This window comes from Kitasatospora sp. NPDC092948 (assembly GCF_044754805.1).
Lineage (GTDB): Bacteria > Actinomycetota > Actinomycetes > Streptomycetales > Streptomycetaceae > Kitasatospora.
In genome coordinates this window covers 132,239-159,232 of record NZ_JBIVPU010000014.1, presented here as the reverse complement: position 1 = coordinate 159,232, position 26,994 = coordinate 132,239, and the positions used below count along the sequence as shown (strand labels likewise).

The window sequence follows — 26,994 nt, the reverse complement described above, 5'->3', positions numbered from 1 at the left end:
GGGTTGCGTTCTTGAAGCACGACGTCCAGGTCCTGGTGGTCGGCGGCGGCATCGTCGGCCTGTCCACCGCGTACGCGCTCACCCTCGCCCACCCCGGCACCTCCGTCACGGTGCTGGAGAAGGAGAGCGCGCTCGCCGCCCACCAGACCGGCCGCAACAGCGGCGTCATCCACAGCGGCGTCTACTACCGGCCCGGCTCCCTGAAAGCCCGGTACGCCACCGAAGGCGCCCGCGAGATGGTCGCGTTCTGCCGCGACCAGGGCATCGCCCACGAAGTCACCGGCAAGCTCGTGGTCGCCACCGAACCGGACGAACTCCCCCGGCTGGCCGCCCTCGCCGAACGCGGCCGCGCCAACGGCATCCCGCTGCTCGAACTCGACCCGGCCGGCATCCGCGACCACGAACCCGAGGTCACCGGCCTCGCCGGCCTGCACCTCGCCACCACCGGCATCTGCGACTACACCGCCGTGGCCCGCCGCTACGCCGCGCTCGCGGGCGAACGCGGCGCCGAACTGCGGCTCGCCACCCCTGTGCTGGACATCGCCCGCCGCGACGACGGGGTCACCGTCACCACGCCCACCGGCGAGATCCGCTGCGCGGCGCTGGTCAACTGCGCCGGGCTGCACAGCGACCGGATCGCCCGGCTGGCCGGCGACGACCCCGGCGTCCGGATCGTCCCCTTCCGCGGCGAGTACTACGAACTCGCGCCCGCCCGGCGCTCGTTGGTGCGCGGACTGGTCTACCCCGTCCCTGATCCGGCGTTCCCGTTCCTCGGCGTCCACCTCACCCGCGGCATCCACGGCGACGTCCACGTCGGCCCGAACGCCGTTCCGGCGCTGGCCCGCGAGGGCTACGACTGGCGGACCGTCAGCCTCCGCGACCTCGCCGAGACGGTCCGCTTCCCCGGCGCCTGGACGATCGCCCGCCGGCACTGGCGCTACGAACTCGGCGAACTCCACCGCTCGCTGTCCAAGCGCGCCTTCACCACCGCCGTCCGCCGCCTCCTCCCCGCCGTCACCGAGAACGACCTCCTCCCCACCACCGCCGGCGTCCGCGCCCAGGCCGTCGCCCGCGACGGCACCCTCCTCGACGACTTCGCCTTCGCCGGCTCCGGCCGCCTCGTCCACGTCCTCAACGCCCCCTCCCCCGCGGCGACGGCCTCGCTGGCGATCGGACGGGAGATCGCGCGGCGGGCGGTGGCCGCGATCGGGTGAGCGACCGGGGGCGCGAGGAACTGCGCGAGGGGGAACGCGCCACGTCGGAAAGATCGCGACGCGGGACAGTGACTTGCACGTGATCGCGACCCTTGCGGACGTGGTCTGCGCTTGTCGCGCAGTTCCCCGCGCCCCTGGTGGTGCTGCCCACCTGCCCAGGCCCCGGCCCCGGATTTTCGGCTCCCGTAGACTGGTGCGATTGTGACTTCCTCCGCCCCCAGCCCCCAGTTGCCCGCCTCGGCCCGGCTGTCCGCCGCCCCGGCGGCGTACCCCGCGCCGATGTACCCGCACAAGGCCACCGAGGCCCAGCACCGTGAGCAGCGGATCCGCAGTTTCCAGCCGCGCCGTGGTCGGATGACCAAGGCGCAGGCGGGTGCGCTGGACCGGGGCTGGGAGCGTTTCGGCCACGCCATCGACGGCACCCCGCTGGACCTGCCGGCGATGTTCGACGGCCGCCCGGTGACGCTGGAGATCGGCTTCGGGATGGGCGACACCACGGCCGCGATGGCCGCCGCGGACCCCTCGTCGGGCATCCTCGCGGCGGACGTCCACACCCCGGGCCACGGCAACCTGCTGCAGTTCCTGGAGCGGGACGGCTCGGAGAACGTCCGGCTCGCGGCGGGCGACGCGGTGATCCTGCTGCGCGACATGCTGCCGGACGCGTCGCTGGCGGGCCTGCGGGTCTACTTCCCGGACCCGTGGCCGAAGCCGAAGCACCACAAGCGCCGGCTGATCCAGGCGTCGTTCCTGGAGCTGGTGCTGCCCCGGCTGGCCCCCGGCGCGCTGGTGCACTGCGCGACCGACTGGGAGCCGTACGCCGAGCAGATGCTGGCCGTCCTGGAGGCGTCGCCGGAGCTGGAGAACCTGCACCCCGAGGGCGACGGCTCGCCGTGGCTGGAGCCGGACGAGCACCCGGCGGGCTCCGTCCCGGGCTACGCGCCCCGCCCCGAGTGGCGTCCGGTGACCAAGTTCGAGCGGGCCGGCCTGGCCAAGGGCCACGTGGTGCACGACGTGCTGTTCCGCCGCCGCTGAACCCGCCGCCCGGACTGCCGAATCGTCCCTGCGGGGAATCGGGCTGACGACGGCGGACGCGTTCTCCCCCGCGGCATCGCGGGTAGGAACACCACCGAGGCGGTGTCCGCCGCTTCGCCTTGCTGACGGACCGTCGTCCGAGCTGCGCGGATTGCTGTCGCCACTCCCCCCGGAGTGGAGCATTCCCCTACGCTTCTGCGGGTGAGCAGTCCGCCCGGCGGCAAGGCCTCCCCCAGCCTGCCTGTAGGGGCCGCCGCCATGGCCGCCGATCCGCCGCCCCCCACCGGTGCCCGATCGTTCCCGGAGCCGGGGGTGCACCGGTCCGGTGTGCTGTCCCGGGTGCGGTTGTCGGCGGTCGGGAGGATTCCGGGCCAGCGCGGGGCCCGGGTGGCGCGGGTCGCGCCGTCGCTGGTGCGCCGGCTGCGGCCGCTGCGGCGGCCTGCGGTGTCCTCGGCGGTGGTGGCGATGGCGCTGGCCGGGTCGGGGGTGCTGATCCTGCACCTGGTGCAGCGTCAGACCGGGACGGCGGGGCTGCTGGTGGGCCTGGGGCTGGCCCTGCTGCCGCTGCCGTTCGTGCTGGGTTCGCTGGCGTGGCTGAACCAGACCGCGCGGGTGCCGATCCGGCACACCCTGTTCTGCCTGGCCTGGGGGGCGTGCGCCGCGACCACGGTGGCGATCATGGCCAACGGCTGGGCGAGCGACTTCCTGATCGCCCACCGGGGCGCGCGCGGGGAGACCTGGGGCTCGGAGTTCGCGACGCCGCTGATCGAGGAGGTGGCGAAGGGCTCGGCACTGCTGATGCTGCTGCTGCCGCTGCGGCGACGGCACCGCTGCGAGCCCGACCGCCCGTGCGGCCGGCTGCGCCGCCTGCTGTGGCACCGGCACGGCGACCCCGAGCGTCCTTTGGCCTTCCGGCCCGCACCGGGCGGACGGCGGCGGGCCCGTTCCCGGCCGCGCACGCTGGCGGCGGGGGCGGTCCTGGGCGGGGTGACGGCGTCCGGCTTCGCGTTCACCGAGAACGCGCTGTACCTGGGGCGGGCGTTCACCGCGGACCGGCAGGCCCGCCTGGACGCGATCGGCCTGGGCCGGACACCGAGCCTGCGGGACTTCGACGGGACGGTGCACACCTTCGTCCTGCGGGCCCTGCTGTCGCCGTTCGCCCACCCACTGTTCACCGCCCTGACCGGCATCGGCCTCGCGGTGACGCTGACCACCGGCCGCCGCTGGGCGGCCCGGCTGGGCGCCCCGGCCGGCCTGCTGCTGGCGATGGGCCTGCACGGCGTGTGGAACGCGGCGGCCGGGCTGGGCACCGACGGCTTCCTGCTGGTGTACGGCCTGGTGATGGTGCCGTGCTTCGCCGCACTGGTCTGCTTCGCGGTGTGGGCGCAGACCCGCCGCACCCGCCAGCCGACCGGCCCCGGCTGACCGGCCCCGCTGACCTGCGCGGGTCTCCGAGGGGAACGGATTTCCCTTTCTCGACGGAGTCACGTAGAGTCGTGTTCACCGACGCGGGGTGGAGCAGCTCGGTAGCTCGCTGGGCTCATAACCCAGAGGTCGCAGGTTCAAATCCTGTCCCCGCTACTCAGTAGCAACGAAGGCCCGGAGGCATCGCCTCCGGGCCTTCGTCGTGCCTGCCGCGGTTTCCTCGCGGATAAATCCGTTGCCCGCCCCCGCGGCGGTGCCTACGCTGGCGGCACACTGAAAGGAGGTGATCCTGAGTTGAGTTCCTTCAGGATGCGTGAGGTGGCTGCTCGCTAGAGCCGCCCCTGCCTGTGCAGCGGTGAGGCCGTACGGTCTCCGGCTCAGGCCAATTCCCAGCAGTCACCCGGCCCGTGGGCTCACCGGTACATCCCCGGTGCCTCGACCGCCGTCCCCCGCCGAGCGGGGTCCGGCCCGAGGAGCAGCCCACGGGCCGTCTGCGTTCCCGGTCCGTTCCAAGGGGTCTCAGGGGCGCTTCGGCGGGAAGCCGTGCCGACGGGACAGGACGGCGACGGCGAGGACGGGGAGCAGGAGGGCGAGGGCGAACCAGGGGAAGGAGCCCGGGCCGGCCAGGGCCAGGAGGAGTCCGCCGACGGCGCCGCCGAGGCCCATCGAGGTGTTCCAGGTGGCGACGAGGAGGGTCTGGGCGCGGTCGCCGCCCGCGTCGGCGGCGGCGGTCTGGAAGAGCGGGGGGACGGCGCCCCAGCCGAGGCCCCAGAGGGCGGCGGCGAGCAGGACCAGGGGGGCGGCGGGGGCGGGGAGCAGGAGGAGTCCGAGGGCGGCGAGGACGGCGGCGGTGGCGGCGAGGGTGAGGTGGCGCAGTCGGCGGTCGACGAGGGCGCCGGTGATGGCGAGTCCGGCGACGGAGGCGATGCCGAGGACCAGCAGGACCAGGTCGCGGCGGTCGGCCATGCCGTAGTGGTCGAGCAGGGCGGCGATGTACGTGTAGAGCACGTTGTGGGCCAGGACGAACGCGGCGACGACGAACAGCACGGGTCGGACGCCGGGCAGCCGCAGGGCGGCGAGGAGGGGTTCGCCGTGGCCGGCACGCCGGCCGGGGGCGTCGGGGACGGCGGCGGCGAGCCACAGCAGCAGGGCGGCGGCCAGGACGGCGACCAGGCCGAAGGTGGGCCGCCAGCCGATCAGCCGGCCGGACCAGGTGCCGATCGGGATGCCGAGGGAGAGGGCGAGCGGGACGCCGATGCCGGTGACGGCGATCGCCCGGCCGTGCAGGTTCGGCGGGGTCAACCGGCGCGCGTACCCGACGAGTTCGGCCCAGATCGCGGCGACGGCGACGCCGCCGGCGATCCGGGCGGCCATGGTGAGCGGGTAGGACGGGGAGAGTGCGGTGACGGCGTTGGCGACCAGCAGGACGGCGACGGCGGCGAGCACCAGGCGCTTGCGGGACCAGCGGGCGGTGGCCCGGGCCAGCGGGATCGCGGAGAGTCCGGTGGCGAGGGCGTAGCCGGTGAGCGACTGGCCCATCGCGGATTCGCCGACCCGCAGGTCGTGGGCCATCTCGGGGAGGACGCCGGCGGGCAGTGCCTCGGTGACGATGCCCAGGAAGGCGGCGGTGGCGAGGGCCAGCAGGGGGGACCAGCGCAGGCCTTGGCGGGGGCTCGAAACAGGTGCGGCAACGGGGAGTTCGGTTCGGGTCGCGGTCATGCCGCTATCCTCGAACCCTCACATCTATGTGAAGGTCAAGTCCTTTCCGACGGACGGGAGACGCGGATGCGGATCGGCGAACTGGCGGACCGGGCCGGGGCCTCGCCCCGGCTGGTGCGCTACTACGAGGAGCAGGGCCTGCTGAAGCCGGGGCGTTCCGCGAACGGCTACCGGGAGTACGACGAGGCGCTGGTGGAGCGCGTCCGGCAGATCCGTTCGCTGCTGGACTCGGGCCTGTCCACCCGCACCATCCGGGAGGTGCTGCCGTGCCTGACCACCGGCCAGTACCACGTCCGCGGTGCCACGGCGGAGACGCTGGCCACGCTGGAGCACGAGCACCGGCAGCTCACCGAGCGGGTGGAGTGCCTGTCCCGCAGCCGGGACGCGGTGGGCGCCTACCTGCGGGCGGTGCACTCGCTGCGGGAGGTCCCCGCCCCGGCCGAGGCCTGCTGAGGAGCGGTCAGCGCGCCGGGTTCAGCACCAGGATGCGGTGGGCGGGGGCGGTGGTCAGGACCCGGCTGGAGATGTGGTGGTGGCGGAGCGCGGCGCGCAGTTCGGTGAGGTGCGGGCAGCGGCTGCCGGTGTGGTCGTGGAGCGGGAAGATCCGGACTTCGCCGTCGGGGGCGGTGACCCGGGCGAGTTCGCGCAGGGCGCGGAACTGGTCGGCGGGGGTGAACAGCGCCGGGTAGGCGAACACCAGGTAGGAGCTGAGGGTGAGGGCGAAGCTGCCGTCGGCGAACGGGAGGCGGGGCAGCGCGGCGGCCAGGTAGTGCCCGGGGTGGGCCGCGGCGTCGGCGGCGAACAGGCGGCGGGCGCGGTCCCAGCTGCGCAGGTACTTGTCGGGGTGGCGCCGGCCGGGCCGGCCGCGACGGGGGCCGCCCCGGCCGCCGGCCGGGGGGAGGTGGTGGGCGGGGTCGCGGCGGATGGCGAGGGCCATGGTGTCGCGGCCGGCGGCGGCGAGTTCGGCGAGGCGGCGCGGGCCGAGCGCGTAGCCGGGGTCGACGGCGACCGCCTCGCAGCCGAGCGCGCGGGCCTCGGCGGCGAACGCGGCGGCTCCGCCGGGGCAGTCCAGCAGCGGGCCGGGCAGTTGGACCAGGTCGGCGCGGGTGAGGCCGAAGTAGCCGCAGTACTCGTCGAGCGGCCGGGAGGTGATCAGCACCGGCGGGGCGGCCGGTGCGCGGCGGTTCACGGGGCGGGCGCTGCTGACCGGGCACATCGGCGGTCCTCCGGGCGTTCGGCGGGCCCGGGGTGCGGCCCGGGCCCACGGACCGGTCCGGCCGGGTCCTGCCGGGCGCGCGACGCCGGACGGGCCCGTGGTCATCCGACCACGGGCCCGGCGGTGGCGCATGTTCAGCGGCCGGCCAGCAGACCGCGGGCCGCGAGGCGGTTGAGGCCGTTGAGGGCGTGGACCAGCTGCGGGGTGAGCAGGACGAACACCGCGCCGAGCAGGCTGACGGCGCCGATCTGGAACGGCGAGACGAGCTCGTAGACGTGCTGGACGCCGTGCGAGTCCGTCCAGTCGGCGACCCGGTAGCCGTTCCAGTCGGTGTAGCGGGGCCACACCCACTGGTAGGCGGGGAACAGCAGCAGCGCCCAGCCGAGGACGAAGAAGGTCAGCGAGAACACGAAGCCGACGATCGCCCAGGGGAACATGACGAACTGGTACAGCGCGCCCTTCCAGCCGGCCGCGTCGCCGAGCCGGGCGGTGATCGCGCCCCAGACGCCCTCCCGCCGGACGACGACCGCGGCGGGGGCGGGCAGGTCGAGATCGAGCAGGGTGCGGATCCGGGAACGCTCGGCGGCGCCGAAGCCGCGGCCGGCGATGGTCAGCAGGGCGAGCACCGGCAGGCCGAGCATGGTGACGGCGAGGCCGAGACCGGTGCTGAACAGCGCGATGACGAGGGAGAAGCCGAGCACGGCGATCGGCAGGCCGCTGAGCGCGAAGCCGAGCTCCCGGAAGGCGGCCCGGGAGAACGGGGCGCGCCAGAACCCGGGCCGGGTGGGGCGGTCGCCGGTGGTGGCACGGTACGCAGCGGTGGACATCCGCGGTCCTTCGGGTGAGCGGGGCGGTGCCGCCGGTCGGCGGCGTCGGGCACCCTTCAAAGGTGCCCTACCGGGCCGGGCCTCCGGAATGAGGTCTGCTGCCCGATCGGAGGTGGGGTTAACCCCCGGGTCGCCGGGCGGGGGCGCCGAGGGCCACGGCCCGCCATTCGGGGGCGAGCAGCGAGTACTGGAGGGCGTCGTGCCAGCTGCCGCCCCAGTGCGACTCGGCGCGGATCCGGCCCTCGTACCGGAAGCCGGCCCTGACCAGCACCCGGGCGGCGGCCTGGTTGTCGGGGTCGGTGCGGGCGAACAGCCGGTGCAGGCCGAGGGTGTCGAAGCCGAGCGCGCACAGCAGCTCCGTGACCTCCCCGGCGTAGCCGCGGCCCCAGGTGTCGGCGCGCAGCACGCAGCCGAGCTGGGCGGCGTGCGCTCCGTCCCGGGTGAGGGCGGCCTGGCCGATCGGCTCGCCCGCGGCGTCGTCGACGGCCAGCCGGTAGTGCCCGCGGGGATCGCTCTCGGCCTCGTCGAGGTAGAGCTCGATCTGGTCGGCGCACTCCTCGAAGTCGGCGGCGTCGAACGGGAGATGGCGGACGACGCGGGGGTCGCCGTGGACGGCGTGCAGCGCGGCGACTTCCTCGGGGGTGTGGCGGTACTCCCGCAAGGTGAGCCGGGCGCCGGTCAGCCGGACGGTTTCCATGACGCTCGACCCTACCGGGCGACCCCGCGCGGACCGGTTAACGTACCGGGGTGGACGACGAAGACCTGCACCTGCTTCCCCGTACCCGAGTCGCCGACCTGCTGGAGTGGGCCGCCGAGGAGGGGCTGGAGGCGGTGCCCGAGCATGCGGTGCAAACCGTCCTGACGCTGCTGGAGCTGGGCGGCGCCCGGCTGCACGACGGTTTCCCGGAGCTGACCTCGCCGGTGCTGGAGCATCTGCTGTACGAGCAGCTGCACCTGTACGTCCAGCCGGACGGCGACGGCCGGGCGTACCCGGCGGCGGTGCGGCTGCTGATCGAGCGCCAGCGGGCGGCGCGGCGGCTGAACGCCAAGCGGCTGGAGAAGCTGCGCGAGGAGACCGACTGGCAGGGCGAGGTGCTGGTGGACTCGCTGCTGCTCCGGTCCGACCTGCTGACCTGGCCCCGGCTGTACACGCTGCTGCTGCGCGCGGACGGCGTGCCGGTGCAGGACCTGGAGCGGGTCCGGGACTGGCTGGAGGAGTTCCGGGCGCTGGACGTCGAGGAGCGCTTCGCCGCCTACGAGCGGGTGCCGGGGGTGGAGCCGGACGGCGGTTGGGGCCCGGAGCGGGCGCTGCTGGTCGGGGTGTCCACGGACGGGGCGCGCCGGCTGCTGGAGCAGGGCCTGATGCGGCGCTCCTACCGCAACCTGGCCGAGCTGAACGCCCGGGGCCTGCCGATGCCGGCCGAGCTCGCCGGGGAGTTCGAGGACTTCGAGGAGGCGGTGGCGCAGGCCGCGATCGACCTGTGCGGCGAGTGGACGGTGCCGGGGCTGCCGCGGCTGCTGCTGGAGGAGTTCCCGGAGCTGGCGCCCGAGGTGTACTGAGCGTCCCGGCCCGGTCGGCACGGCCGCGGCCGGCCTGCGCGCGTCGGCCCTCGGCCGCCGGCCCCGGCCGGGAGGCGGCGGCCGTGGGCGGGCGCGCGGGTTACGGCTGGAGGCCGAGCTGCCGGAGCCAGGGCAGCGGGTCGATCGGCGCGCCGCCGCCGGGGCGGACCTCCAGGTGCAGGTGCGGGCCGGTGACGTTGCCGGTGGCGCCGACCGCGCCGAGCACGGTGCCGGGCGCGACCGGGCCGGAGGCGGTGACGATCCGGGACAGGTGGCAGTACCAGAGTTCGGTGCCGTCGGGGAGGGTCTGGATGACCCGGTAGCCGTAGGGGCCGGACCAGCCCGCCGAGGTGACGGCGCCTCCGGCGACGGCGGCGACGGGGGTGCCGGTGCGGGCGGCGAAGTCCAGGCCGGTGTGCAGGTGCGCCCAGTGCGAGCCGGCCTGGGCGAACTGCGCGGTCAGCTGGTAGCCGGCCACCGGCAGGGTGTGCGCGGCCCGGTCGGCCTCGGCCTGCTGGGCGGCCCGCTTGGCCTCGGCCTCCTGGGCGGCGGCCAGCCGGGCGGATTCGTCGGCGGCGGTGCGCTGGCCGTCGGCCTGCTGCTGGATGCGGGCGGCGAGGGCGAGGCCGGGGTCGGCGGCGAGCAGTCCGTCGGAGACCTCGTCGGCGGCGGTGACGGGCGTCGGGGCGGCGGCCTGCGCGGGGGCGGCGGCGAGTCCGGTGGCGCCGAGCGCGGCGGTCATCGCGGTGACGCCCAGCAGGGGTGCGCCGGTGCGGGACTGCCGGGGCAGTCGGTGCCGGGCGACTTCCGGCTCGACCGGGTGGTCGAGCAGCTGGGTGCCGGTGCTCTCGGTGTAGGTCGACGCCACGGGGGCGTGCTCCTTCCTTCCCTGTCGCCGACCGGGTTAGCTGACGGGTTCGGAGGTGGAAGGTCTCCTACGGTCGGGCCCAGGGCCGTCCCGATTCACCCCGGTGGAACGTGGTTCCCCGGCTCCTGGGACGCCCCGAGGGGTGTGCCCAAGTGGATTAGGCGTGGCGCACGGTGCCGCATGGTTACGGCGTTGCCGACCGCGCTGCGTTATCAAACGTTAATCCTATGGACCCCATGATTCCAAGCGCCTCCATGGAGACCGCGAAGATTTCCTGACGACCTATGGGCGATTTGTGACGGTTCGCCAGGGGGTACCCGACGGACGGTGACCGCGCGATTGAGTATCCGTACTCACGCCCCGGCCCCGGGCCGACGCGACCCTGATTGCCATGACCGCACCCGTTCCGCACCGCACCACCGCCGCCTACTTCGCCCAGGCCGCCGTCTCCTTCGGGCTGGCCACCGTCGCCCTCTCCCTGGGGATCGCCTACCTGCCGGTCAGCTCCTGGATGCGCGCCTTCCTCGCCGTCGGGCTGCTGTACGAGATCACCTCCGCGTTCACGCTGGCCAAGGTGATCCGGGACCGCCAGGAGGAGGGGGCGATCACCAGCCGGGTGGACAAGGCCAGGCTCGACAAGCTGCTCTCCGAGCACGACCCGTTCAAGGTGGAGAACATCTGACGCCCGGGCCGGCCGCCCCGCCTTGACGGCTAAGGCTATTAGCCTTAGCTTTATGGCTATCGGCAGTCGGCCGGGCCTCCGGCGCCCGGCGCACCGCAACGCCCGTCCAGGAGGCCCGCGATGAACAGCACCCCCGGCACCACCCGGTACCTCGACGTCACCGGCGGCCGGATCGCCTACGACGACAGCCGCGGCGACGGCGTCCCGGTGGTCCTGCTGCCCGGCATGCTCGACAAGCGCGCCGCCTACCGGCACCTCGCCCCGCTGCTGACCGCCGCCGGGCACCGGGTGATCACCATGGACCTGCGCGGCCTCGGCGAGTCCTCCACCGGCTTCACCGACTACACCCCCGCCGCGATCGCCGACGACCTGGTCGCCCTGCTCGCCCATCTCGACCTGCACGGCGCCGTGCTGGTCGGCAACTCCTACACCGGCGCCACCGTGGTCCGCGCGGCCGGCCTGGCCCCCGAGCGGACCGGCGGCGTGGTGCTGATCGACGCCTTCGTCGAGAACCTCCCGCTGAACGGCTTCCAGAAGGCTCTGTTCGGGCTGGTCGGTCCGCTGGTGGCCGCGTTCCCCGGCCTGTGGAGCGCGCTGCAGAAGTTCTACTACCCGACCGACCGGCCCGCCGACTTCGACGCCTACCGGGCCGGCCTCGCCGAGATGCTGCGCGACCCCGCCCGCAAGGCCGCACTGCGCGGCTACCTCAAGGGCGACTCCGCGCCGGTCGGCTGGTGCGAGGCCGTCGACGTCCCCGCCCTGGTGCTGATGGGGAGCAAGGACCCCGACTTCCCGAACCCCGAGCTGATCGCCGACCGGCAGGCCGCCGCACTGCGCGGCCGTAAGGTGATGATCGAGAACGGCGGCCACTACCCGATGGCCGGCCACCCCCGGGCCGTCGCCGACGCCCTGCTCCCCTTCCTGAACGAGGTCGCCCGCTGATGGCCCGCGCCGGACTCTCCCCCACCGCGGTGGTGGACCACGCCCTCGACCTGATCGACGCCCAGGGCGCCGAGGCACTCACCCTGGCCGCCGTCGCCGCCAAGGCCGGCGTCGCCACCCCGTCGCTGTACAAGCACGTCCCCGGGGGCCTGCCCGAGCTGCGCCGCCTGGTCGCCGTCCGCACCCTGGACGACCTCACCGACCGCCTGGCCGCCGCCGCGCTCGGCCACTCCCGCGACGAGGCGGTGGCCGCCCTGCTCACCGCCTACGCCGGGTACGCCACCGGGTTCCCCCGGCGGTACGCCGCGCTGCCGCAGGCCCCCGACCCCGACCCCGAGCTGACCGCGGCCGGCGAGCGGCTGGTGAACGTGCTGTTCGCCGTCCTGCGCGGGTACGGCCTGGACGGGTCCGAGGCGGTGCACGCGGCCCGCACGCTGCGCGCCGTGGCCCACGGCTACGCCTCGTTGACCACGGCGGGGGCGTTCCAGCTCGCCGAGGGCCGGGACGTCACGCTGGAGCGACTGACCGGCGTGCTGGTCGACGGCCTCGCGCACTGGCCGGGCGGACGCACCGCGTGACCTGTCGGGGGTCCGGCGCGTTCTACCCGGTATGAAGAAGCGCAGCCTGCTCGCCTTTGCCTCGCTCGCCGTCGGCGTGGTCGCCTCGCTCACCGCGCCCAGCGCGCACGCCACCCACGAGCACGCGGGCGGCACCACCCCGCACACCGACACCCTCTCCGCCCCGGACCGGCCGCTCGCCGAGAACGTCCAGGAGGACGGCTCGCCCGCCTGACAGGGGCTCCCACCTGCGCACACGCCCCCCACGCGCGCCCCTCCACACCTTTTCGCAACCGGTCCATCATCTTTCCGTCACCACCGGTGCGTAACACTGTCCTTCGGTCGGGAAGTCATACCGCATAGAGAAGTTCCACGGTGTGACCGACAAGCACGGAGGACAGTGATGCCGCAGGCGACTCAGCACACCGAGGCCGGCACGGGCCTGATCCCCTCGCCGCGGACCTCCCCCGACGGGGTGGTGTCCGCCGCACGGGTCGGCGAGCCCCGGCCGGAGCGGTGGGGGGCGGTACTGGCGCGCGGCTTCGCGGTGGCCCGGGGGCTGCGCTCGCTGCGGCCGGTGCCGGCGAAGGAGCAGCAGTCGTACGGCGAGGTCGACGGTCAGTGACCGTCACCCGCCGAAGGTGACGCTGCGTGAAATCCGTCCCGGCGCAGGCGCGTTGCCGCCGAGCCGTCGAACCGCCCTGTCATGGGCGTCCGGCTACGGCGGTTCTGTCCGACATTGACGCGCTCTGAACAGCAATGCTTCGATCAGTTCATACGCACGTAGGAAGTCCGCCCTAGAATTCGCGCGTGACGACCACTCAATGGTGCTTGGCAGCAGCCGCATTGCTCGCTCTTCTCGCTCTCGCGGCCACCGCTCGGTACCGCGCCGTCACCCGCACGCTGCGCGGCCGGCTGGCCGACACCGAGGACGAACTCGCCACCACCCGTGACCGGTTGGCCGTCGAGCTGGCGGCCCGTCAGGCCGGTGCCGAATCGGTTCTGCGCGAGCAGGAGATGAACGCGGCCACCCGCCGCGCCTTCCTCAGCGTGGCCCGCCGCATCCTGGTGATGGCGCACGACCAGCAGGCCGGCCTGGACGAGATGGAGCGCACCCACGACGACCCGGTGCTGCTCGAAGGCCTGCTGCGCGCCGACCACGCGGCCGCCCAGCAGGCCCGACTCGCCCAGACCCTGGCGGTGCTGTGCGGCTCCCGGGCGGGCCGGCACTGGCCGGACCCGGTCCCGTTGGAGGACGTGGTGCGCGGCGCCCAGTCGCGCATCCTGCCGTTCCAGCGGGTGGTCGTGCACAGCCGGGTGGACACCGCCGTGCTCGGCGCCGCCGCGGAGGCGCTGATCCACGCGGTCGCCGAACTGCTGGACAACGCGACCCGCTACTCGCCGCCCAGCTCGCAGGTCTACGTCACGCTGATGCCGGTCCACAACGGCGCGGTCATCGAGATCGACGACTGCGGCGTCGGCATGACCGAGGTGACGGTGGCCAAGGCGGGCGCGGCGCTGAACGGCGGCGGCTCGCTGGAGGTCTCCCGGATCGGCGAAGTCCCGCAGCTGGGCCTGGCCGCCGTCGGCCGGCTCGCCGAGCAGTACGGCTTCCGGGTCACCATCAACTCCGCGCCCTCGCCGTACGGCGGTGTGCGGGTGGTCGTGCTGCTGCCGTCCGCCCTGCTCACCGACCCGCTGTCGGTGCCGAGCAGCCTCCCGCGCACCGAGCCGGCAGCGGTGCCGGCCGCGACCTCCCGTGCGGCCGTCGTCGCGGCCGACCCCGGGCAGCCGGCCGTTCCCCCGCAGAGCGGCGCCCTGCCGCGGCGGGTCAACCGCCGGGGCAGCGCCCCGCAGCAGACCGGGTCCCGGGCCGAGGAGCGGCCCGCGCCGCCGCCGCGCTGTGCGCGCGAGGCGCAGACGTTCCTGTCGCAGTTCCAGGCCGGGACCGCCAGCGGCCGTTCGGCCGCCCAGCAGGACCGGCGGTCCGACCAGGGCCGTCACGACGCATTCCCCGCTTCCCCCCAAGAACCGCAGCGCTCAGGAGATTCCCATGACCACAACCCCTGATCTCGGCTGGCTGCTGACCGACATCGTCACCGTCCCGGAGGTCCAGCACGCCGTCGTGGTGTCCAACGACGGCCTGGAGATGGGCCGCAGCCCGAAGATCGGCCGGGACGACGCCGAGCGGCTGGCCGCCGCCTGCTCCGGACTGCAGTCGCTGTCCCGGGGCGTGGCGCAGGGCTTCGGCGACGGGCCGACCCGACAGATCATCATCGAATTCGGCGGCGGATACCTGTTCGTGGTCGCCGCCGGCGCCGGCACCCACCTGGCGGTGCTGGCCACCGAGTCGGTGGACGCCGGCCTGGTCGCCTACCAGATGCAGACCCTGGTCGAGCGGATCGGCAGCCACCTGACCGCCGCACCGCGGCAGGAGCACGCCACCGCCGGGGACGTGCGGTGAGGCGGGGGCCGGTTCGGCCTTACGTGATCACCGGCGGTCGCAGCCGGGCCGGCCGCAACGTGCTGGAGTTCGAGAGCCTGGTGCGGACCGTACCGGGCGCCACGGTCGACGGCACGGCCTTGAACCGCGAGCAGCAGGCGATCCTGGCGCTGTGCCGGGAACTGCTGTCGATAGCCGAGGTGGCCGCCCACCTCGGCCTGCCGATCAGTGTGCTGAAGGTACTGGTCGGCGATCTTCTGGACCTCGGGGCCGTGCAGGTCCTGCCGCCGGTGCGGCAGGCCGAGCAGGTCCCGCTCGCACTGCTCGAGGAGGTGCTGGTTGGCCTCCGTCAGCTCCGTTGAGCCGACCTATCTGCCGTCCACCGTCCAGGGGGCGGTCAAGATCCTGGTCACCGGCCCGTTCGGGGTCGGCAAGACCACGCTGGTCGGTGCGCTGAGCGAGATCGCTCCGCTGCGCACCGAGGAGACCATGACCACGGCCGGCGCCGGGGTGGACGACCTGACGGGCCGTCCGGAGAAGACCACCACCACGGTGGCGCTGGACTTCGGCCGGATCACCCTCAACCAGCACCTGGCGCTGTACCTGTTCGGCACGCCCGGCCAGCAGCGGTTCTGGCCGCTGTGGGAGGACCTGTCGCGCGGCGCGCTGGGCGCGATCGCGCTGGTGGACTCCCGCCGGATCGAGGAGTCCTTCGACGTCCTCGGCCTGCTGGAGGAGCACCGCATCCCGTTCGCGGTGGCGGTCAACGTCTTCCCGGACACCCCCGACCACTCGGACGAGGAGCTGCGGACCGCCCTCGACCTGCTGCCCGACGTCCCGATCCTGGCCTGCGACGTCCGCGACCCCGACGCCGCGCACCAGCTGCTGATCGACTTCGTGGACCACCTGCGGGCCGTCGCCGAGGAGTTGCCGTGACCGTCCCCGACCACCGGGCGGCCACCGGCTGCCCGTACACCCGCGCCCAGGGCTCCCCGCTCTACGGGGCCGCGGTCGCCGAGAACCCGCACAGCCTGTACGCCCGGCTGCGCGCCCAGCACGGCCCGGTCGCGCCGATCGAGCTGGAGCCCGGGGTGGAGGCCTGGCTGGTGCTGGGCTACCAGGAGATGCTCGAACTGACCCGCAACGAGCAGCTGTTCTCCAAGGACTCGCGGCGCTGGCGGGTGCAGCAGGAGGGCCGGCTGCGGGCCGACTCGCACCTGATCCCGATGACCATGTGGCGGCCCACCCTGCAGAGCATGGACGGCGCCGCCCACCACCGGCTGTCCACCGCCGTCGCCGACACGCTGGCGAAGATCGACCACCAGCAGCTGCGGGAGACCACCGAGGAGGCCGCGCTCGCGCTGATCGAGAGCTGGGGCCCGGACGGCACCGCCGACCTGGTCACCCAGTTCACCCGGCGGCTGCCGCTGCTGGTGTTCACCCGGCTGCTCGGCCTGCCCCCGGAGGACGGCCCGCGCATGGTCGGCCTGATCACCGACCTGGTCGACAGCAGCAAGGACTCGCAGCGCGCCGCCGCCGAGTTCTTCGGCCTGCTGACGGACCTGGTGGTCAGCCGCCGCACCCGGCCCGGCGCCGACCTGGTGTCCTGGCTGCTGGCCCACCCCGCCGCGCTCAGCGACGAGGAGATGGTGCACAACCTGATGGTGATGCTGGTGGCCGGCAACGAGCCGTCCATCAACTGGATCGGCAACACGGTGCGGCTGCTGCTCACCGACCGCCGCTTCCGCACCACCCTGACGGGCGGCCGGGCGACCGTCGCGGACGCCCTCGACGAGGTGCTGTGGCGCGACCCGCCGGTGCAGAACTTCCCCGGCCGGTGGGCGGTCTCCGACACCGTCCTGGGCGGCCAGTACATCAGCGCCGGCGACATGCTGGTGCTCGGTCTGGCCGGCGCCAACGACGACCCGGCCGCGCACGGCCCGGACGGCATCGCCGGGAACCGGGCGCACCTCGCCTGGGGCGCGGGCCGGCACGTCTGCCCCGCGCAGGACCCGGCCCGGCTGATCGTCGAGACCGCGATCGAGACCCTCCTGCACTGCCTCCCCGACCTCCAACTCGCCATCCCCGCACACGAGTTGAAGTGGCGCCCGTCCCCCTGGTCGCGCGCCCTGGTCAGCCTGCCGGTGCTGTACAGCGCCTTCGTACCGCCCCGCCCCGCCACGCCCGAGAGGACCGCATGGACACCGCAGAGCAGCTCCAGCCCGTCAGACTCGACCCACTCGGGGCCGACCAGCACGCCGAGAACGAGCGCCTCCGCGCCAACGGACCGGCCACGCTGGTGGAGCTACCTGGTGGCGTGGTGGTCTGGGCGATAACCCACCACGACACCCTGCAGGAGCTGCTTGCCGACCCGCGGGTCGGCAAGAACGCCAAGCACTGGAACCTGTACCAGGAGAACCGGCTGCCCGAGGGCTGGCCGCTGATGACCTTCATCACCGTGCCCGGCATGACCACCTCGGACGGCGCCGACCACCGCCGCCTGCGCGGCCTGGTCTCGCAGGCGCTCACCCCGCGCCGGATCGCCGCGCTCGCCCCCGCCATCGAGCAGCGCGTCGGCCGTCTGCTGGACGGCATCGCCGACCTCGACGGCGACTTCGACCTGCGCACCCACTTCGCCTATCCGCTGCCCATGCAGGTGATCGGCGAGCTGCTCGGCCTGGCCGTGGAGCAGCAGGACCTGCTGCACGCGCTGTCCGACACCCTGGTCAGCTCCTCCGCCGTCCCCGGCGCGGGCGCCGCCGCCGCCCGCGACCTGGCCGGGCTGCTGGCCCAGGTCGCCGCCGCGAAGCGGGCCGAGCCCGCGGACGACCTGACCACCGCGCTGATCGCCGCCCGCGAGGAGCAGGACGGCCTCAGCGAGGCCGAACTCATCGGCATCCTGATGCAGCTGGTGGTGGCCGGCCACGAGACCACCCTCAACCTGATCTGCAACGCGGTGCGCGCCCTGCTCGCCCACCCCGAGCAGCTGGCGCTGGTGCTCGACGGCTCGATCCCCTGGTCGGCGGTGGTCGAGGAGACGCTCCGCTACGACGGCCCGGTCGGCCAGTTCCCGATGCGCTACGCGCTGGAGGACATCCAGGTCGGCGACGTGCTGATCCGGCGCGGCGAGGCGATGCTCGCCTCGTACGCCGCCGCCGGCCGCGACGACCGGCACTACGCGGACGCGGACCGGTTCGACCTGACCCGGGAGAACAACCGCCACCTGGCGCTCGGGCACGGGCCGCACTTCTGCATCGGCTCCGCGCTGGCCCGGTTGGAGGCCGAGACGGCGCTGCGCGAGCTGTTCGCCCGCTACCCCGCCCTGCGGATGGCCGACGGCGCGGACCCGCGGCCGATCGCCTCCTTCGTCAGCAACAGCGTCAGCACCCTGCTGGTGCGCACCTCCTGACAGCATCTCGGGGCCGCCCCCGTCCGGTCGACGCACGTGACCGGGCGGGGGCGGTTCTCGTTGCACCGGCCATGAAGAAGCTCACCGCGCTCGCCGCCCTCTCCCTCTCCGGCCTCGCCCTCGGCGCGACCCCGGCCGCCGCCGGCCCCATCCTCCAGACCGGCCAGCTCACCCAGGCCCACGGCCTGGACACCGGCTACCACGGCGAAATGCCCTCGTCGAGCGAGCTCTGCCACCGCGACCTGGCGAACTACCCCGTGGTCGGCGAGGTCGTCGACCGGGCGACGGGGGCCTGCGAGGCGCTGGGCGCCACGCTCGACGGCAACAGGTAGGGGGAGCGGACGCGAGCGGGCGCGCAGCCGGGTACCCCACACACCGCCGGTGGTGCACTCCCTGGTTTCGCGCCCCCTCGTGTCCACTTTCGCCCGATATGGTCGGCTGGTCCGAATTCCCCCGTGGCGTGAGGTGATCCCGTGGGCAGCGTGGCCGACCAGATGGTGGAAGTGCTTCAGCAGGCGGGGGTCGAGCGGGTCTACGGGGTGGTGGGGGACAGCCTGAATCCGGTGGTGGATGCGATCCGGCGCGCCGAGGGGATTTCCTGGGTGCACGTCAGGAACGAGGAGGCGGGGGCGTTCGCCGCCGCCGCGGAGGCGGAGCTGACGGGGCGGCTGGCGGTGTGCGCGGGGAGTTGCGGTCCGGGCAACACGCACCTGATCCAGGGGCTGTACGACGCGCATCGCAGCGGCGTCCCGGTGCTCGCGCTGGCGTCGCACATTCCGTCGGCGCAGATCGGGACGGGGTTCTTCCAGGAGACGCATCCGGAGCGGGTGTTCACGGACTGCAGCGGCTGGTGCGAACTGCTGTCGAACCCGGCGCAGTCGCCACGGCTGCTGCGGGTGGGCATCCAGCACGCGCTGGGCGCCCGCGGCGTCGCGGTGCTTGCGTTCCCGGGCGACGTCGCCGCGCTGCCCGCGCCGGCCCCGACCGGCCGGAGCACGTTCCTGACCGAGCAGGCGGTCGCGGCTCCGCCGTGGTCGCAGGTGCAGGCGCTCGCCGAGGCGTTGAACGCGGCGGGAACGGTGACGGTGTTCGCGGGCGCGGGGGTGCGGGGCGCGCACGAGGAGGTGATGAAGCTCGCCGGGGTGCTCCAAGCGCCTGTCGGGCATTCGCTGCGCGGCAAGGAGTGGGTGCAGTTCGACAATCCGTACGACGTCGGGATGAGCGGGCTGCTCGGCTACGGGGCGTGCCACGAGGCGTTGCACGAGGCCGAGTTGGTGCTGCTGCTGGGCACCGACTTCCCGTACGACTCGTTCCTGCCGCAGGCCCGCACCGTGCAGGTGGACCACGACGCGACCAGGCTGGGCCGGCGCACCGCGCTGGAGCTGGCGGTGCACGGGGATGTGGCGGCGACGCTGCGGGCGGTGCTGCCGCTGGTGGAGCAGAAGACCGACCGGTCGTTCCTGGACGCGCTGCTGACCCGGCACTGCCGGGCGCTGGAGACCGTGGTCGGGGCGTACACCTCGGGCATCGAGAAGCACCGGCCGATCCATCCCGAGTACGTGGCGTCGGTGCTGGACGAGGTGGCCGCGGACGACGCGGTGTTCACCGTGGACACCGGCATGTGCAACGTCTGGGCGGCCCGGTACCTGACGCCGAACGGGCGGCGCCGGGTGATCGGCTCGTTCCTGCACGGTTCGATGGCGAACGCGCTGCCGCACGCGATCGGCGCCCAACTGGCGTTCCCCGGGCGGCAGGTGGTCTCGATGTCGGGCGACGGCGGGCTCGGCATGCTGCTGGGCGAGCTGCTGACGGTGGCCAAGCACCGGCTGCCGGTGAAGACCGTGGTGTTCAACAACGGGGCGCTCGGCATGATCAAGCTGGAGATGCTGGTCTCCGGCTACCCGGAGTTCGAGATCGACAACGGCGACGTGGACTACGCGGCGATCGCCCGGGCCTGCGGCATCCCGGCGAAGCGGGTGACCGATCCGGCGAAGGTCCGCGAGGTGCTGGCCGACGCCCTGGAGCGGCCCGGCCCGGTCCTGGTGGACGTGGTCACCGATCCGAACGCGCTGTCCATCCCGCCGCGGATCACCGCCACCCAGCTCAAGGGCTTCGCGCTGGCCGCCGGACGGACGGTCCTGACCGGCGGCGTCGGCAAGATGATCGACCTGGCCCGTTCCAACCTGCGCAACGTTCCCCGGCCCTGACCCGCGGGTAACACCCGGATAAGGGTGGGGAGACTGGAGAAAGTCGAGGGGGGCACGCCACCTTTGCCTGTGGGGCAAGTTTGTTGCCGCTGAGGCACAGAAGGTGTGGACTGGAGTCATGACAGACAGTCCACTGGGCGACGAGCACGAAGTCGCGGGCCTCGGCGCGCGACTCCGGGAACAGCGGGTCTCCAGCCGGCTCACGCTGGAGACGGCGGCGGCCCGGGTCGGCCTGTCGCCAGCCTACTTGTCACGCCTGGAGACCGGACGGCGCCAGCCCTCCCTGCCGGTGCTGCTCGGCCTCGCCCGGGCGTACGGGAGCAGCGTGTCCGGGCTGCTCGGCGAGCAGGTGGCCGAGCCGGACCCGGTGATCCGCGGCGGCGTGGTCGAACCCGGCCGGGCCGGCGGCTGGGGGTACCGGCGCGCCGGTGCGCCGGGCCGGGCCATGCAGGCGCTGCGGGTGCACGTCCCGCCGGGCTCCCAGGACGCCGTGGTGCGGGTGCACCCCGGCGAGGAGTGGCTGTACGTCACCAAGGGCCGGATGAAGCTCACCCTGGGCGACCGGGTGCACCTGCTCGGCGAGGGCGACTCGGCGCACTTCGACTCGATGACCCCGCACTGCATCGCCGCCGACTCCGACACCGGACTCGACCTGATCTTCGTGCACACCCTGCTGCAGAGCCCCACCGGCGAGCTGTGCCTCGGCGACGCCCCGCGCCTGTAGCCCCCGTACCCCGTCCGCCACCACCGTCAGGAGACCGCCATGGCCGACACCAAGCCCGCCGTTCCGCAGTACAAGGAGACCTTCGACGCGGGCTACCGCGCCTCCAACCGGGTGTGGATCCGCGTCTGGATCTACATCGTGTCGGGCCACGGCTTCGTGGGCTTCCTGTTCCTGCTGTTCTACGTCGGCAGCCGGCACCACTGACCTTCCCCGCCAGCAGCACGTCCGTGAGGTCGCGCTCACGTGCAGGTCGCTCTCCTGCATCGCGATCTTGCGGACGTGGTGCCTTCCGCTTCGCGCAGTTCCCCGCGCCCCTGTCTTCGCGCTCGCCTGCCTTTCGCGCGATGGTGGGTGGTGAGGTGAGTGCGATGGCCGAGATCGCCTTGCAGGTCGATGTCGCGGCGTCCCGGGAGCGGTTGCTGGCGGCGTTGGACACCCAGGTGGGGTTGACGTCGTGGTGGAGCACCGGAATCGACCGGGACGGGGAGGATCTGCTGGTCACGGTGCCGGATGCACCGAAGCCGCTTCGGCTCCGGCGTGAGCGGGCGGACCTGGACCGGGTGGGGTGGCGCAGTGTCGGGATGTATCCGCCGACGTGGCAGGGCACCACGGTGACGTGGGATCTGTTCGATCATCCGGACGGGGCGCGGCACACGCTGTTGCTGCTGCGCCATCTCGGGTGGGCGCCGGACGCGGCGGCGAGTGTTCCGGCCGCGGCGGGCGGCTGGGCGGAGGCGATCGTGCGGTTGAAGGACTATGCGCAGAGTGGCCGTCCGCACCCGCTGTTCGTGCCGGACGGCCACCCGCATCCGGGGGTGCACGCGGCGGCGGACTGATTGCGACGCGCCGTTTCGGGCAATGACCGGCACGGAGCGGCGGCGGCGGGTGAGACTGGCTCCATGTTGGGACTTCCGGACCGCATCAACGCTTTCCTGTTCGACCTGGACGGGGTGCTGACCCAGACCGCGAAGGTTCACTCGGCCGCGTGGAAGGACATGTTCGACTCCTTCCTGTGGTCGGAGGCGGAGCGCACCGGCGCTCCGTTCGTCCCGTTCGATCCGGTCGCGGACTACGACCGGTACGTGGACGGCCGGCCGCGGTTGGACGGCACCCGGCAGTTCCTGGCGTCGCGCGGCATCGAGCTGCCGGAGGGCGCCGCGCAGGACCCGCCGGGCTCGCGGACGGTGAACGGGCTGTCCGCGGCGAAGAACGACATCGTGCTGCGGATGATCCGCGAGCAGGGCGTGCAGCCGTACGAGGGCTCGGTGGCGTACCTGCACCGGCTGCGGGAGTTCGGGCTGCCGCGGGCGGTGGTGTCGTCCAGCGCGAACTGTCGGGACGTGCTGAAGGCCGCCGGGATCGACGGCATGTTCGACGTGGTGGTGGACGGGATCACCGCGGCCCGCGACCACCTGGCGGGCAAGCCCGCGCCGGACACCTTCCTGGCCGCGGCGGAGCAGCTGGGGGTGGCCCCGGAGCACGCGGTGGTGTTCGAGGACGCGCTGGCGGGCGTCGCGGCGGGCCGGGCCGGCGGGTTCGGCACGGTGGTGGGGGTGAACCGCACCGGGCAGGCCGCGGCGCTGCGCGAGCACGGCGCGGACGTGGTGGTCGACGACCTGTCGGAGCTGCTCGGGGAGCGCGGATGAGCCCGTCCGAGGCGTTCACGGTCGATCCGTGGGGGATCAGCGAGCACGGCCTGGACCTGCCCGGGCAGGCCCGCGCGGAGTCGGTGTTCGCGCTGTCCAACGGCCACATCGGGCTGCGCGGCAACCTGGACGAGGGCGAGCCGCACGGCCTGCCCGGCACCTACCTGAACGGCGTGTTCGAGCTGCGCCCGCTGCCGTACGCGGAGAGCGGCTACGGCTTCCCGGAATCCGGGCAGAGCGTCATCAACGTCACCAACGGCAAGCTGATCCGGCTGCTGGTCGACGACGAGCCGTTCGACCTGCGGTACGGCGAGCTGCGCAGTCACCGGCGCAGCCTGGACTTCCGGGACGGCATCCTGCACCGGGAGGCCGAGTGGACGTCGCCGGCGGGGCGGACGGTGCGGGTCAGTTCCCGTCGGGTGGTGTCGCTGACCCAGCGGGCGGTCTGCGCGATCCACTACACCGTGGAGGCCGTGGACGGCCCGGTGCGGATCGTGCTGCAGTCCGAGCTGGTCGCCAACGAGCAGCTGCCCGGCGGCGGGGACGGCGATCCGCGGGCGGCGGCCGTGCTGGAGGCCCCGCTGGCGTCCGAGCTGCGGCACGCGGACGGCACGAAGGGGGTGCTGGTGCACCGCACCCGGTTCTCCGGGCTGCGGGTCGCCGCCGGGATCGACCACGTGATCGACGGTCCGGAGCGGATCGACACCGCCGCCGAGGCCTCCGAGGACCAGGCCCGGATCACCGTCACCACGGTGCTGAACTCCGGTCAGAAGCTGCGGCTGGTGAAGTTCGTGGCGTACGGCTGGTCGGCGACCCGGTCGCTGCCCGCCGTCCGCGACCAGGTGGAGGCGGCGCTGACCGCGGCCCGGTACACCGGGTGGGACGGGCTGGTGGCCGAGCAGAAGGAGTTCCTCGGCAGGTTCTGGGGCGACAACGACGTCGAGATCGAGGGTGACGTCGAACTCCAGCAGGCCGTCCGGTTCGCGCTGTTCCACGTGCTGCAGGCGGGTGCCCGCAGTGAGGAACGCGCCATCCCGGCCAAGGGGTTGACCGGTCCGGGCTACGACGGGCACTCGTTCTGGGACACCGAGACGTTCGTGCTGCCGGTGCTCACGTACTGCCTGCCGGAGGCCGTCAAGCAGGCGCTGCGCTGGCGGCACACCACGCTGCCGATGGCCCGTGAGCGGGCGGCCCAACTGGGGCTGGCCGGGGCGGTGTTCCCGTGGCGGACGATCCGCGGCGAGGAGTGCTCCGGGTACTGGCCGGCCGGTACCGCCGCGTTCCACATCGGTGCGGACATCGCGGCGGCGGTGGTGCGCTACGTGCGGGCCACCGGCGACACCGAGTTCGAGCGCACGCACGGCCTGGAGCTGCTGGTGGAGACCGCCCGGATGTGGCGTTCGCTGGGCCACCACGATGCCAAGGGCAACTTCCGGATCGAGGGCGTCACCGGCCCCGACGAGTACAGCGCGGTCGCCGACAACAACGTCTTCACCAACGTGATGGCGCAGTCCAACCTGTGGAACGCCGCCGATGCCGCGCTGACGTACCTGCACGAGGCGTCGCAGTTCGGGGTGGACACCGAGGAGGCCGCCGCCTGGCGCGACGCCGCCGACAAGATGTTCATCCCGTACGACGAACAGCTCGGCGTTCACCCGCAGGCGGACGGCTTCACCGACCACCAGATGTGGGACTTCGACACCACCCCGCCCGAGAAGTACCCGCTGCTGCTGCACTACCCGTACTTCGACCTGTACCGGAAGCAGGTCGTCAAACAGGCCGACCTGGTCCTCGCCATGCAGGTCCGCGGCGACCTGTTCACCCCCGAGCAGAAGGCCCGCAACTTCGCCTACTACGAGCGCCTGACGGTCCGTGACTCCTCGCTGTCCGCCTGCACCCAGGCCGTCATCGCCGCCGAGGTCGGCCAGCTCGACCTGGCCTACGACTACACCGCCGAAGCCGCCCTGATGGACCTGCACGACCTCGGCGGCAACACCCGCGACGGCCTGCACATGGCCTCGCTGGCCGGCGCCTGCATCGCCCTGGTGGCCGGCTTCGGCGGCCTGCGCGACCGCGGCGACGAACTGGCGTTCCGGCCCCGGCTGCCCGCCGGGCTGCAACGGCTGTGCTTCTCGATGACCGTGCGCGAACACCTGCTGCGGGTCGACATCACCCACGCCACCACCACCTACACCCTGCGCCGCGGCAGCGTGCTGACGGTCCTGCACGACGACACCCCGCTGCGGGTCGAGGTCGGCAAGTCCGTCAGCCGCCCCACCGCGAGGATCAGCGCCCCCGCCGAACGGCCCGGTCAGCCGCCCGGCCGCGAGCCGGCCCGGCGGCACAGCCAGGCCGGCGTCCAGGCCCGCGGCGTCGACCATCTACCGGCCGAGTGACCGTACGCATAAATCACTGACGCCGCGTCAACACTCCCTGTACGAACCGCGACCGGCGGTGCAGGGAGTTCCACGCGCGCCTCCGGTCCGCCGCCCCGACCGGAGGCCCGTCCGTGCGCACCTTCGCCCTCACCGCCGCAGCCCTGCTCACCACCCTCGCCACCGCCACCGCCACGTACGCCGACACCCCCCACCCCACCGCCGCGCACCACGGCGGCGCCCGCTGGGTGCACAACTGCACCAGGTCGGACCGTCCCGACACCGCCGTCTGCCACGCCCTGCGCGTCGTCAGGCCCGCGACCGAGCAGCGGGGTTACGGCCCCGCCGACCTGCTCGCCGCGTACGGGCTGCCCGCCGACGGCGGCGACGGCGCCGTCATCGCCGTCGTCGACGCGTACGACGACCCGCACGCCGAGGCCGACCTCGACGTCTACCGCCAGTACTACGGCCTGCCGTCCTGCACCGCCGACGACGGCTGCTTCCGCAAGACCGACCAGCGCGGCGGCAGCCGGCTCCCGCGCACGGACAGCGCGTGGGCCGGTGAGACGGCGCTCGACCTCGCCATGGTCTCCGCGATCGCCCCGCGCGCCGACCTGATCCTCGTGGAGGCCGACAGCGCCGGCATGTCCGACCTGGGCGCCGCCGTCAACACCGCCGTCTCGCTGGGCGCGAAGTTCGTCTCGATCAGCTGGGGCGGCGCCGAGAGCGTCAACTCCGCCGGCTACGACAGCCGGTACTTCGACCACCCCGGCGTGGCCATCGCCGTCGCCGCCGGCGACGGCGGCTACGGCGTGATCTTCCCCGCCTCCTCGCCGCACGTCACGGCGGTCGGCGGCACCGCGCTCCAGCCCGACAGCAGCACGCCGCGCGGCTGGACCGAGAGCGTCTGGTCCACCAGCCCCACCGAAGGCACCGGCAGCGGCTGCTCCGCGCGGCTCCCCAAGCCCAGCTGGCAGAAGGACACCGGCTGCAGCCGCCGCACCGTCGCCGACGTCGCCGCCGTCGCCGACCCCGAGACCGGCGTCGCCGTCTACCAGACCTTCGGCGGCTCCGGCTGGTACACCTACGGCGGCACCTCCGCGGCCGCGCCCATCATCGCCGCCACCTACGCCCTCGCGGGCACGCCGGCCGCCGGGAGCCGCCCCGCGAGCTTCCCGTACGCGCACCCGGACGCGCTCAACAACGTGACCACCGGAGCCACCGCCACCTGCCGGCCGGCCTACCTGTGCACGGCGGGCCCGGGCTACAACGGGCCGACGGGGCTCGGCACCCCGAACGGGCTTCGGGCGTTCCAGGGCTAGCCGTTGGGGAACCGCGCGAGCGGAGGGGCGCGAAGCCAGAAGGGAACTGCGCGACAAGCGCAGACCACGTCCGCAAGGTCGCGATCACGGGCAGGTGATCGTCCTGCGTCGCGATCTCGCGGCGGGGCGCCCTCCGCTTCGCGCAGTTCCCCGCACCGCTGGTTTGCCGCCTGCTCGCACGCTATTCCTCCCGCCACTCCGTGCTGAGCACCCCCATCTGGACCTGGTCGTGCCAGCTGCCCGCGCGGAAGACGGCCTCGCGGCGGCGGCCCTCCTCGGTGAAGCCGGCCCGGCGGTAGGCGGCGAGGGCGCGGGTGTTGTAGCCGTTGACGGTGAGTTCTATCCGGTGGAGGCCGAGTTCTTCGAAGCCGTAGCGGATGGTGGTGCGCAGGACATCGGTGCCGAGACCGCGGTCCTGGTGGGGCGGGCCGATGATGATGGCGAGGGTCGCGCAGCGGTCCTTGGGGGTGGCGCCGTAGAGGGTGACGTGGCCGGCCAGGTCCTCGGTGTCGAGGGTCTCGACGGAGAGGCCGAGGTCGGTGCCGGTGTTCTGGCTCCAGGAGCGGAACATGTCGGCGAGGCGGCAGTCCGGCTGGGGGTGGACCGGGCCGGTGAGCTGCTGGATGGCGAGGCCGGGCTCGCGCCACCAGGCGGTGAGTCGGGGGAGGTCGCTCTCGCGGAGTTCTCTGAGCCGGACGAGTCTGCCGCTGAGTGGATCGTGGTCGAGGGTCATGGCGAACTCCTGTGCGGGGGACGAACGGTGGGGCTGCTCCATCCTTCCAGCGGGAGCGGGCGCGGGAGCTGTCCGCAACCGGACAGGAACCTT

At 73.6% G+C, this 26,994-nt stretch carries 30 protein-coding genes, 1 tRNA gene and 1 riboswitch; of the genes, 25 read left to right on the top strand and 6 right to left on the bottom strand.

The genetic code is table 11. The annotated features are described in order from the left end of the window. Window positions 1-11 precede the first annotated feature (11 nt). The 4 genes from lhgO (at window position 12) to ACIQF6_RS30615 (ending at window position 3,827) form a co-directional block, all read left to right on the top strand. Window positions 12-1,214, top strand: a complete 1,203-nt coding sequence (lhgO, locus tag ACIQF6_RS30630; protein ID WP_400900783.1) for an L-2-hydroxyglutarate oxidase — start codon at window positions 12-14, stop codon at window positions 1,212-1,214. Window positions 1,215-1,415: 201 nt separating this feature from the next. After that, entirely contained in the window at window positions 1,416-2,246 is an 831-nt protein-coding gene (gene trmB, locus ACIQF6_RS30625) for a tRNA (guanosine(46)-N7)-methyltransferase TrmB (protein ID WP_400900781.1), read from the top strand. A 201-nt stretch (window positions 2,247-2,447) separates the two neighbouring features. Next, entirely contained in the window at window positions 2,448-3,671 is a 1,224-nt protein-coding gene (locus ACIQF6_RS30620; protein ID WP_400900779.1) for a PrsW family intramembrane metalloprotease, read from the top strand. A gap of 82 nt (window positions 3,672-3,753) precedes the next feature. Beyond that, window positions 3,754-3,827, top strand: a tRNA-Met gene (locus ACIQF6_RS30615). Between the two features lie 363 nt (window positions 3,828-4,190). Here the strand turns inward: ACIQF6_RS30615 and ACIQF6_RS30610 are convergent. Then, on the bottom strand, window positions 4,191-5,390 hold the full coding sequence (locus ACIQF6_RS30610; protein WP_400900777.1) for an MFS transporter: 1,200 nt from the start codon (window positions 5,388-5,390) through the stop codon (window positions 4,191-4,193). Window positions 5,391-5,456: 66 nt separating this feature from the next. On the opposite strand from ACIQF6_RS30610, the gene ACIQF6_RS30605 reads away from it, so the two are divergent. Next, window positions 5,457-5,843 carry a MerR family transcriptional regulator gene (locus tag ACIQF6_RS30605; protein WP_400900775.1) on the top strand — a complete coding sequence of 129 codons (387 nt, stop codon included), beginning with the start codon at window positions 5,457-5,459 and terminating at the stop codon, window positions 5,841-5,843. Between the two features lie 7 nt (window positions 5,844-5,850). Here the strand turns inward: ACIQF6_RS30605 and ACIQF6_RS30600 are convergent, their stop codons facing one another. The 3 genes from ACIQF6_RS30600 to ACIQF6_RS30590 all read right to left on the bottom strand — a co-directional run bounded on the left by ACIQF6_RS30600 (window position 5,851) and on the right by ACIQF6_RS30590 (window position 8,130). After that, complete coding sequence (locus tag ACIQF6_RS30600; protein ID WP_400900773.1) at window positions 5,851-6,606, bottom strand: class I SAM-dependent methyltransferase; 756 nt, start codon at window positions 6,604-6,606, stop codon at window positions 5,851-5,853. A gap of 134 nt (window positions 6,607-6,740) precedes the next feature. Then, window positions 6,741-7,433, bottom strand: a complete 693-nt coding sequence (locus ACIQF6_RS30595) for a sensor domain-containing protein (protein ID WP_400900771.1) — start codon at window positions 7,431-7,433, stop codon at window positions 6,741-6,743. 118 nt (window positions 7,434-7,551) lie between these two features. After that, the gene (locus tag ACIQF6_RS30590; RefSeq protein ID WP_400900769.1) at window positions 7,552-8,130 is read right to left on the bottom strand and encodes a GNAT family N-acetyltransferase; all 579 of its coding nucleotides are present in this window, start codon (window positions 8,128-8,130) and stop codon (window positions 7,552-7,554) included. A gap of 50 nt (window positions 8,131-8,180) precedes the next feature. On the opposite strand from ACIQF6_RS30590, the gene ACIQF6_RS30585 reads away from it, so the two are divergent. Next, entirely contained in the window at window positions 8,181-8,993 is an 813-nt protein-coding gene (locus ACIQF6_RS30585; protein ID WP_400900767.1) for a hypothetical protein, read from the top strand. Window positions 8,994-9,093: 100 nt separating this feature from the next. On the opposite strand, the gene ACIQF6_RS30580 is transcribed toward ACIQF6_RS30585, so the two are convergent. Then, a complete protein-coding gene (locus ACIQF6_RS30580; protein ID WP_400900765.1) occupies window positions 9,094-9,861 on the bottom strand; it encodes a M23 family metallopeptidase in 768 nt (255 codons plus the stop codon). Window positions 9,862-9,871: 10 nt separating this feature from the next. Continuing rightward, window positions 9,872-10,035: riboswitch (cyclic di-AMP (ydaO/yuaA leader) on the bottom strand. 217 nt (window positions 10,036-10,252) lie between these two features. Here ACIQF6_RS30580 and ACIQF6_RS30575 point away from each other — a divergent pair. From ACIQF6_RS30575 to ACIQF6_RS30485, 19 genes are all read left to right on the top strand, one after another. Beyond that, window positions 10,253-10,543 (top strand): YiaA/YiaB family inner membrane protein, encoded by a 291-nt coding sequence (locus ACIQF6_RS30575; protein WP_400900763.1) that lies wholly within the window; start codon window positions 10,253-10,255, stop codon window positions 10,541-10,543. Between the two features lie 120 nt (window positions 10,544-10,663). Then, window positions 10,664-11,485, top strand: coding sequence for an alpha/beta fold hydrolase (locus ACIQF6_RS30570; RefSeq protein ID WP_400900761.1), 822 nt, complete (start codon window positions 10,664-10,666; stop codon window positions 11,483-11,485). After that, a complete protein-coding gene (locus tag ACIQF6_RS30565; RefSeq protein WP_400900759.1) occupies window positions 11,485-12,063 on the top strand; it encodes a TetR/AcrR family transcriptional regulator in 579 nt (192 codons plus the stop codon). The genes ACIQF6_RS30570 and ACIQF6_RS30565 overlap by 1 nt, the downstream gene beginning before the upstream one ends. Window positions 12,064-12,094: 31 nt before the next feature. Then, window positions 12,095-12,277 (top strand): hypothetical protein, encoded by a 183-nt coding sequence (locus ACIQF6_RS30560; RefSeq protein WP_400900757.1) that lies wholly within the window; start codon window positions 12,095-12,097, stop codon window positions 12,275-12,277. A gap of 168 nt (window positions 12,278-12,445) precedes the next feature. Beyond that, window positions 12,446-12,667: a hypothetical protein gene (locus ACIQF6_RS30555; RefSeq protein WP_400900755.1), complete on the top strand. Its 222-nt coding sequence runs from the start codon at window positions 12,446-12,448 to the stop codon at window positions 12,665-12,667. Between the two features lie 185 nt (window positions 12,668-12,852). After that, window positions 12,853-14,112, top strand: coding sequence for an ATP-binding protein (locus tag ACIQF6_RS30550; protein WP_400900753.1), 1,260 nt, complete (start codon window positions 12,853-12,855; stop codon window positions 14,110-14,112). Continuing rightward, window positions 14,096-14,506, top strand: coding sequence for a roadblock/LC7 domain-containing protein (locus ACIQF6_RS30545; protein WP_400900751.1), 411 nt, complete (start codon window positions 14,096-14,098; stop codon window positions 14,504-14,506). Before ACIQF6_RS30550 ends, ACIQF6_RS30545 begins: the two co-directional genes overlap by 17 nt. 23 nt (window positions 14,507-14,529) lie before the next feature. Beyond that, window positions 14,530-14,847, top strand: coding sequence for a DUF742 domain-containing protein (locus ACIQF6_RS30540; RefSeq protein ID WP_400900749.1), 318 nt, complete (start codon window positions 14,530-14,532; stop codon window positions 14,845-14,847). Then, on the top strand, window positions 14,825-15,421 hold the full coding sequence (locus ACIQF6_RS30535; RefSeq protein ID WP_400900747.1) for a GTP-binding protein: 597 nt from the start codon (window positions 14,825-14,827) through the stop codon (window positions 15,419-15,421). The genes ACIQF6_RS30540 and ACIQF6_RS30535 overlap by 23 nt, the downstream gene beginning before the upstream one ends. Then, window positions 15,418-16,821: a cytochrome P450 gene (locus ACIQF6_RS30530; protein ID WP_400900745.1), complete on the top strand. Its 1,404-nt coding sequence runs from the start codon at window positions 15,418-15,420 to the stop codon at window positions 16,819-16,821. Before ACIQF6_RS30535 ends, ACIQF6_RS30530 begins: the two co-directional genes overlap by 4 nt. Beyond that, a complete protein-coding gene (locus ACIQF6_RS30525) occupies window positions 16,785-17,894 on the top strand; it encodes a cytochrome P450 (protein WP_400900743.1) in 1,110 nt (369 codons plus the stop codon). Before ACIQF6_RS30530 ends, ACIQF6_RS30525 begins: the two co-directional genes overlap by 37 nt. 71 nt (window positions 17,895-17,965) lie before the next feature. Then, window positions 17,966-18,226 carry a hypothetical protein gene (locus tag ACIQF6_RS30520; protein WP_400900741.1) on the top strand — a complete coding sequence of 87 codons (261 nt, stop codon included), beginning with the start codon at window positions 17,966-17,968 and terminating at the stop codon, window positions 18,224-18,226. Between the two features lie 141 nt (window positions 18,227-18,367). Beyond that, complete coding sequence (locus tag ACIQF6_RS30515) at window positions 18,368-20,101, top strand: pyruvate dehydrogenase (RefSeq protein WP_400900739.1); 1,734 nt, start codon at window positions 18,368-18,370, stop codon at window positions 20,099-20,101. 118 nt (window positions 20,102-20,219) lie between these two features. Then, complete coding sequence (locus ACIQF6_RS30510; RefSeq protein ID WP_400900738.1) at window positions 20,220-20,825, top strand: helix-turn-helix domain-containing protein; 606 nt, start codon at window positions 20,220-20,222, stop codon at window positions 20,823-20,825. Window positions 20,826-20,864: 39 nt separating this feature from the next. Continuing rightward, window positions 20,865-21,029 (top strand): DUF6126 family protein, encoded by a 165-nt coding sequence (locus tag ACIQF6_RS30505; protein ID WP_400900737.1) that lies wholly within the window; start codon window positions 20,865-20,867, stop codon window positions 21,027-21,029. A 164-nt stretch (window positions 21,030-21,193) separates the two neighbouring features. Further along, complete coding sequence (locus ACIQF6_RS30500) at window positions 21,194-21,661, top strand: SRPBCC domain-containing protein (RefSeq protein ID WP_400900736.1); 468 nt, start codon at window positions 21,194-21,196, stop codon at window positions 21,659-21,661. Window positions 21,662-21,724: 63 nt separating this feature from the next. Next, window positions 21,725-22,471, top strand: coding sequence for an HAD family hydrolase (locus tag ACIQF6_RS30495; RefSeq protein WP_400900734.1), 747 nt, complete (start codon window positions 21,725-21,727; stop codon window positions 22,469-22,471). Beyond that, a complete protein-coding gene (locus tag ACIQF6_RS30490) occupies window positions 22,468-24,867 on the top strand; it encodes a glycoside hydrolase family 65 protein (RefSeq protein WP_400900732.1) in 2,400 nt (799 codons plus the stop codon). The genes ACIQF6_RS30495 and ACIQF6_RS30490 overlap by 4 nt, the downstream gene beginning before the upstream one ends. Before the next feature lie 113 nt (window positions 24,868-24,980). Next, window positions 24,981-26,168 carry a S8 family serine peptidase gene (locus ACIQF6_RS30485; RefSeq protein WP_400900731.1) on the top strand — a complete coding sequence of 396 codons (1,188 nt, stop codon included), beginning with the start codon at window positions 24,981-24,983 and terminating at the stop codon, window positions 26,166-26,168. Window positions 26,169-26,349: 181 nt separating this feature from the next. Here the strand turns inward: ACIQF6_RS30485 and ACIQF6_RS30480 are convergent, their stop codons facing one another. Beyond that, on the bottom strand, window positions 26,350-26,901 hold the full coding sequence (locus ACIQF6_RS30480; protein ID WP_400900729.1) for a GNAT family N-acetyltransferase: 552 nt from the start codon (window positions 26,899-26,901) through the stop codon (window positions 26,350-26,352). Window positions 26,902-26,994 lie beyond the last annotated feature (93 nt).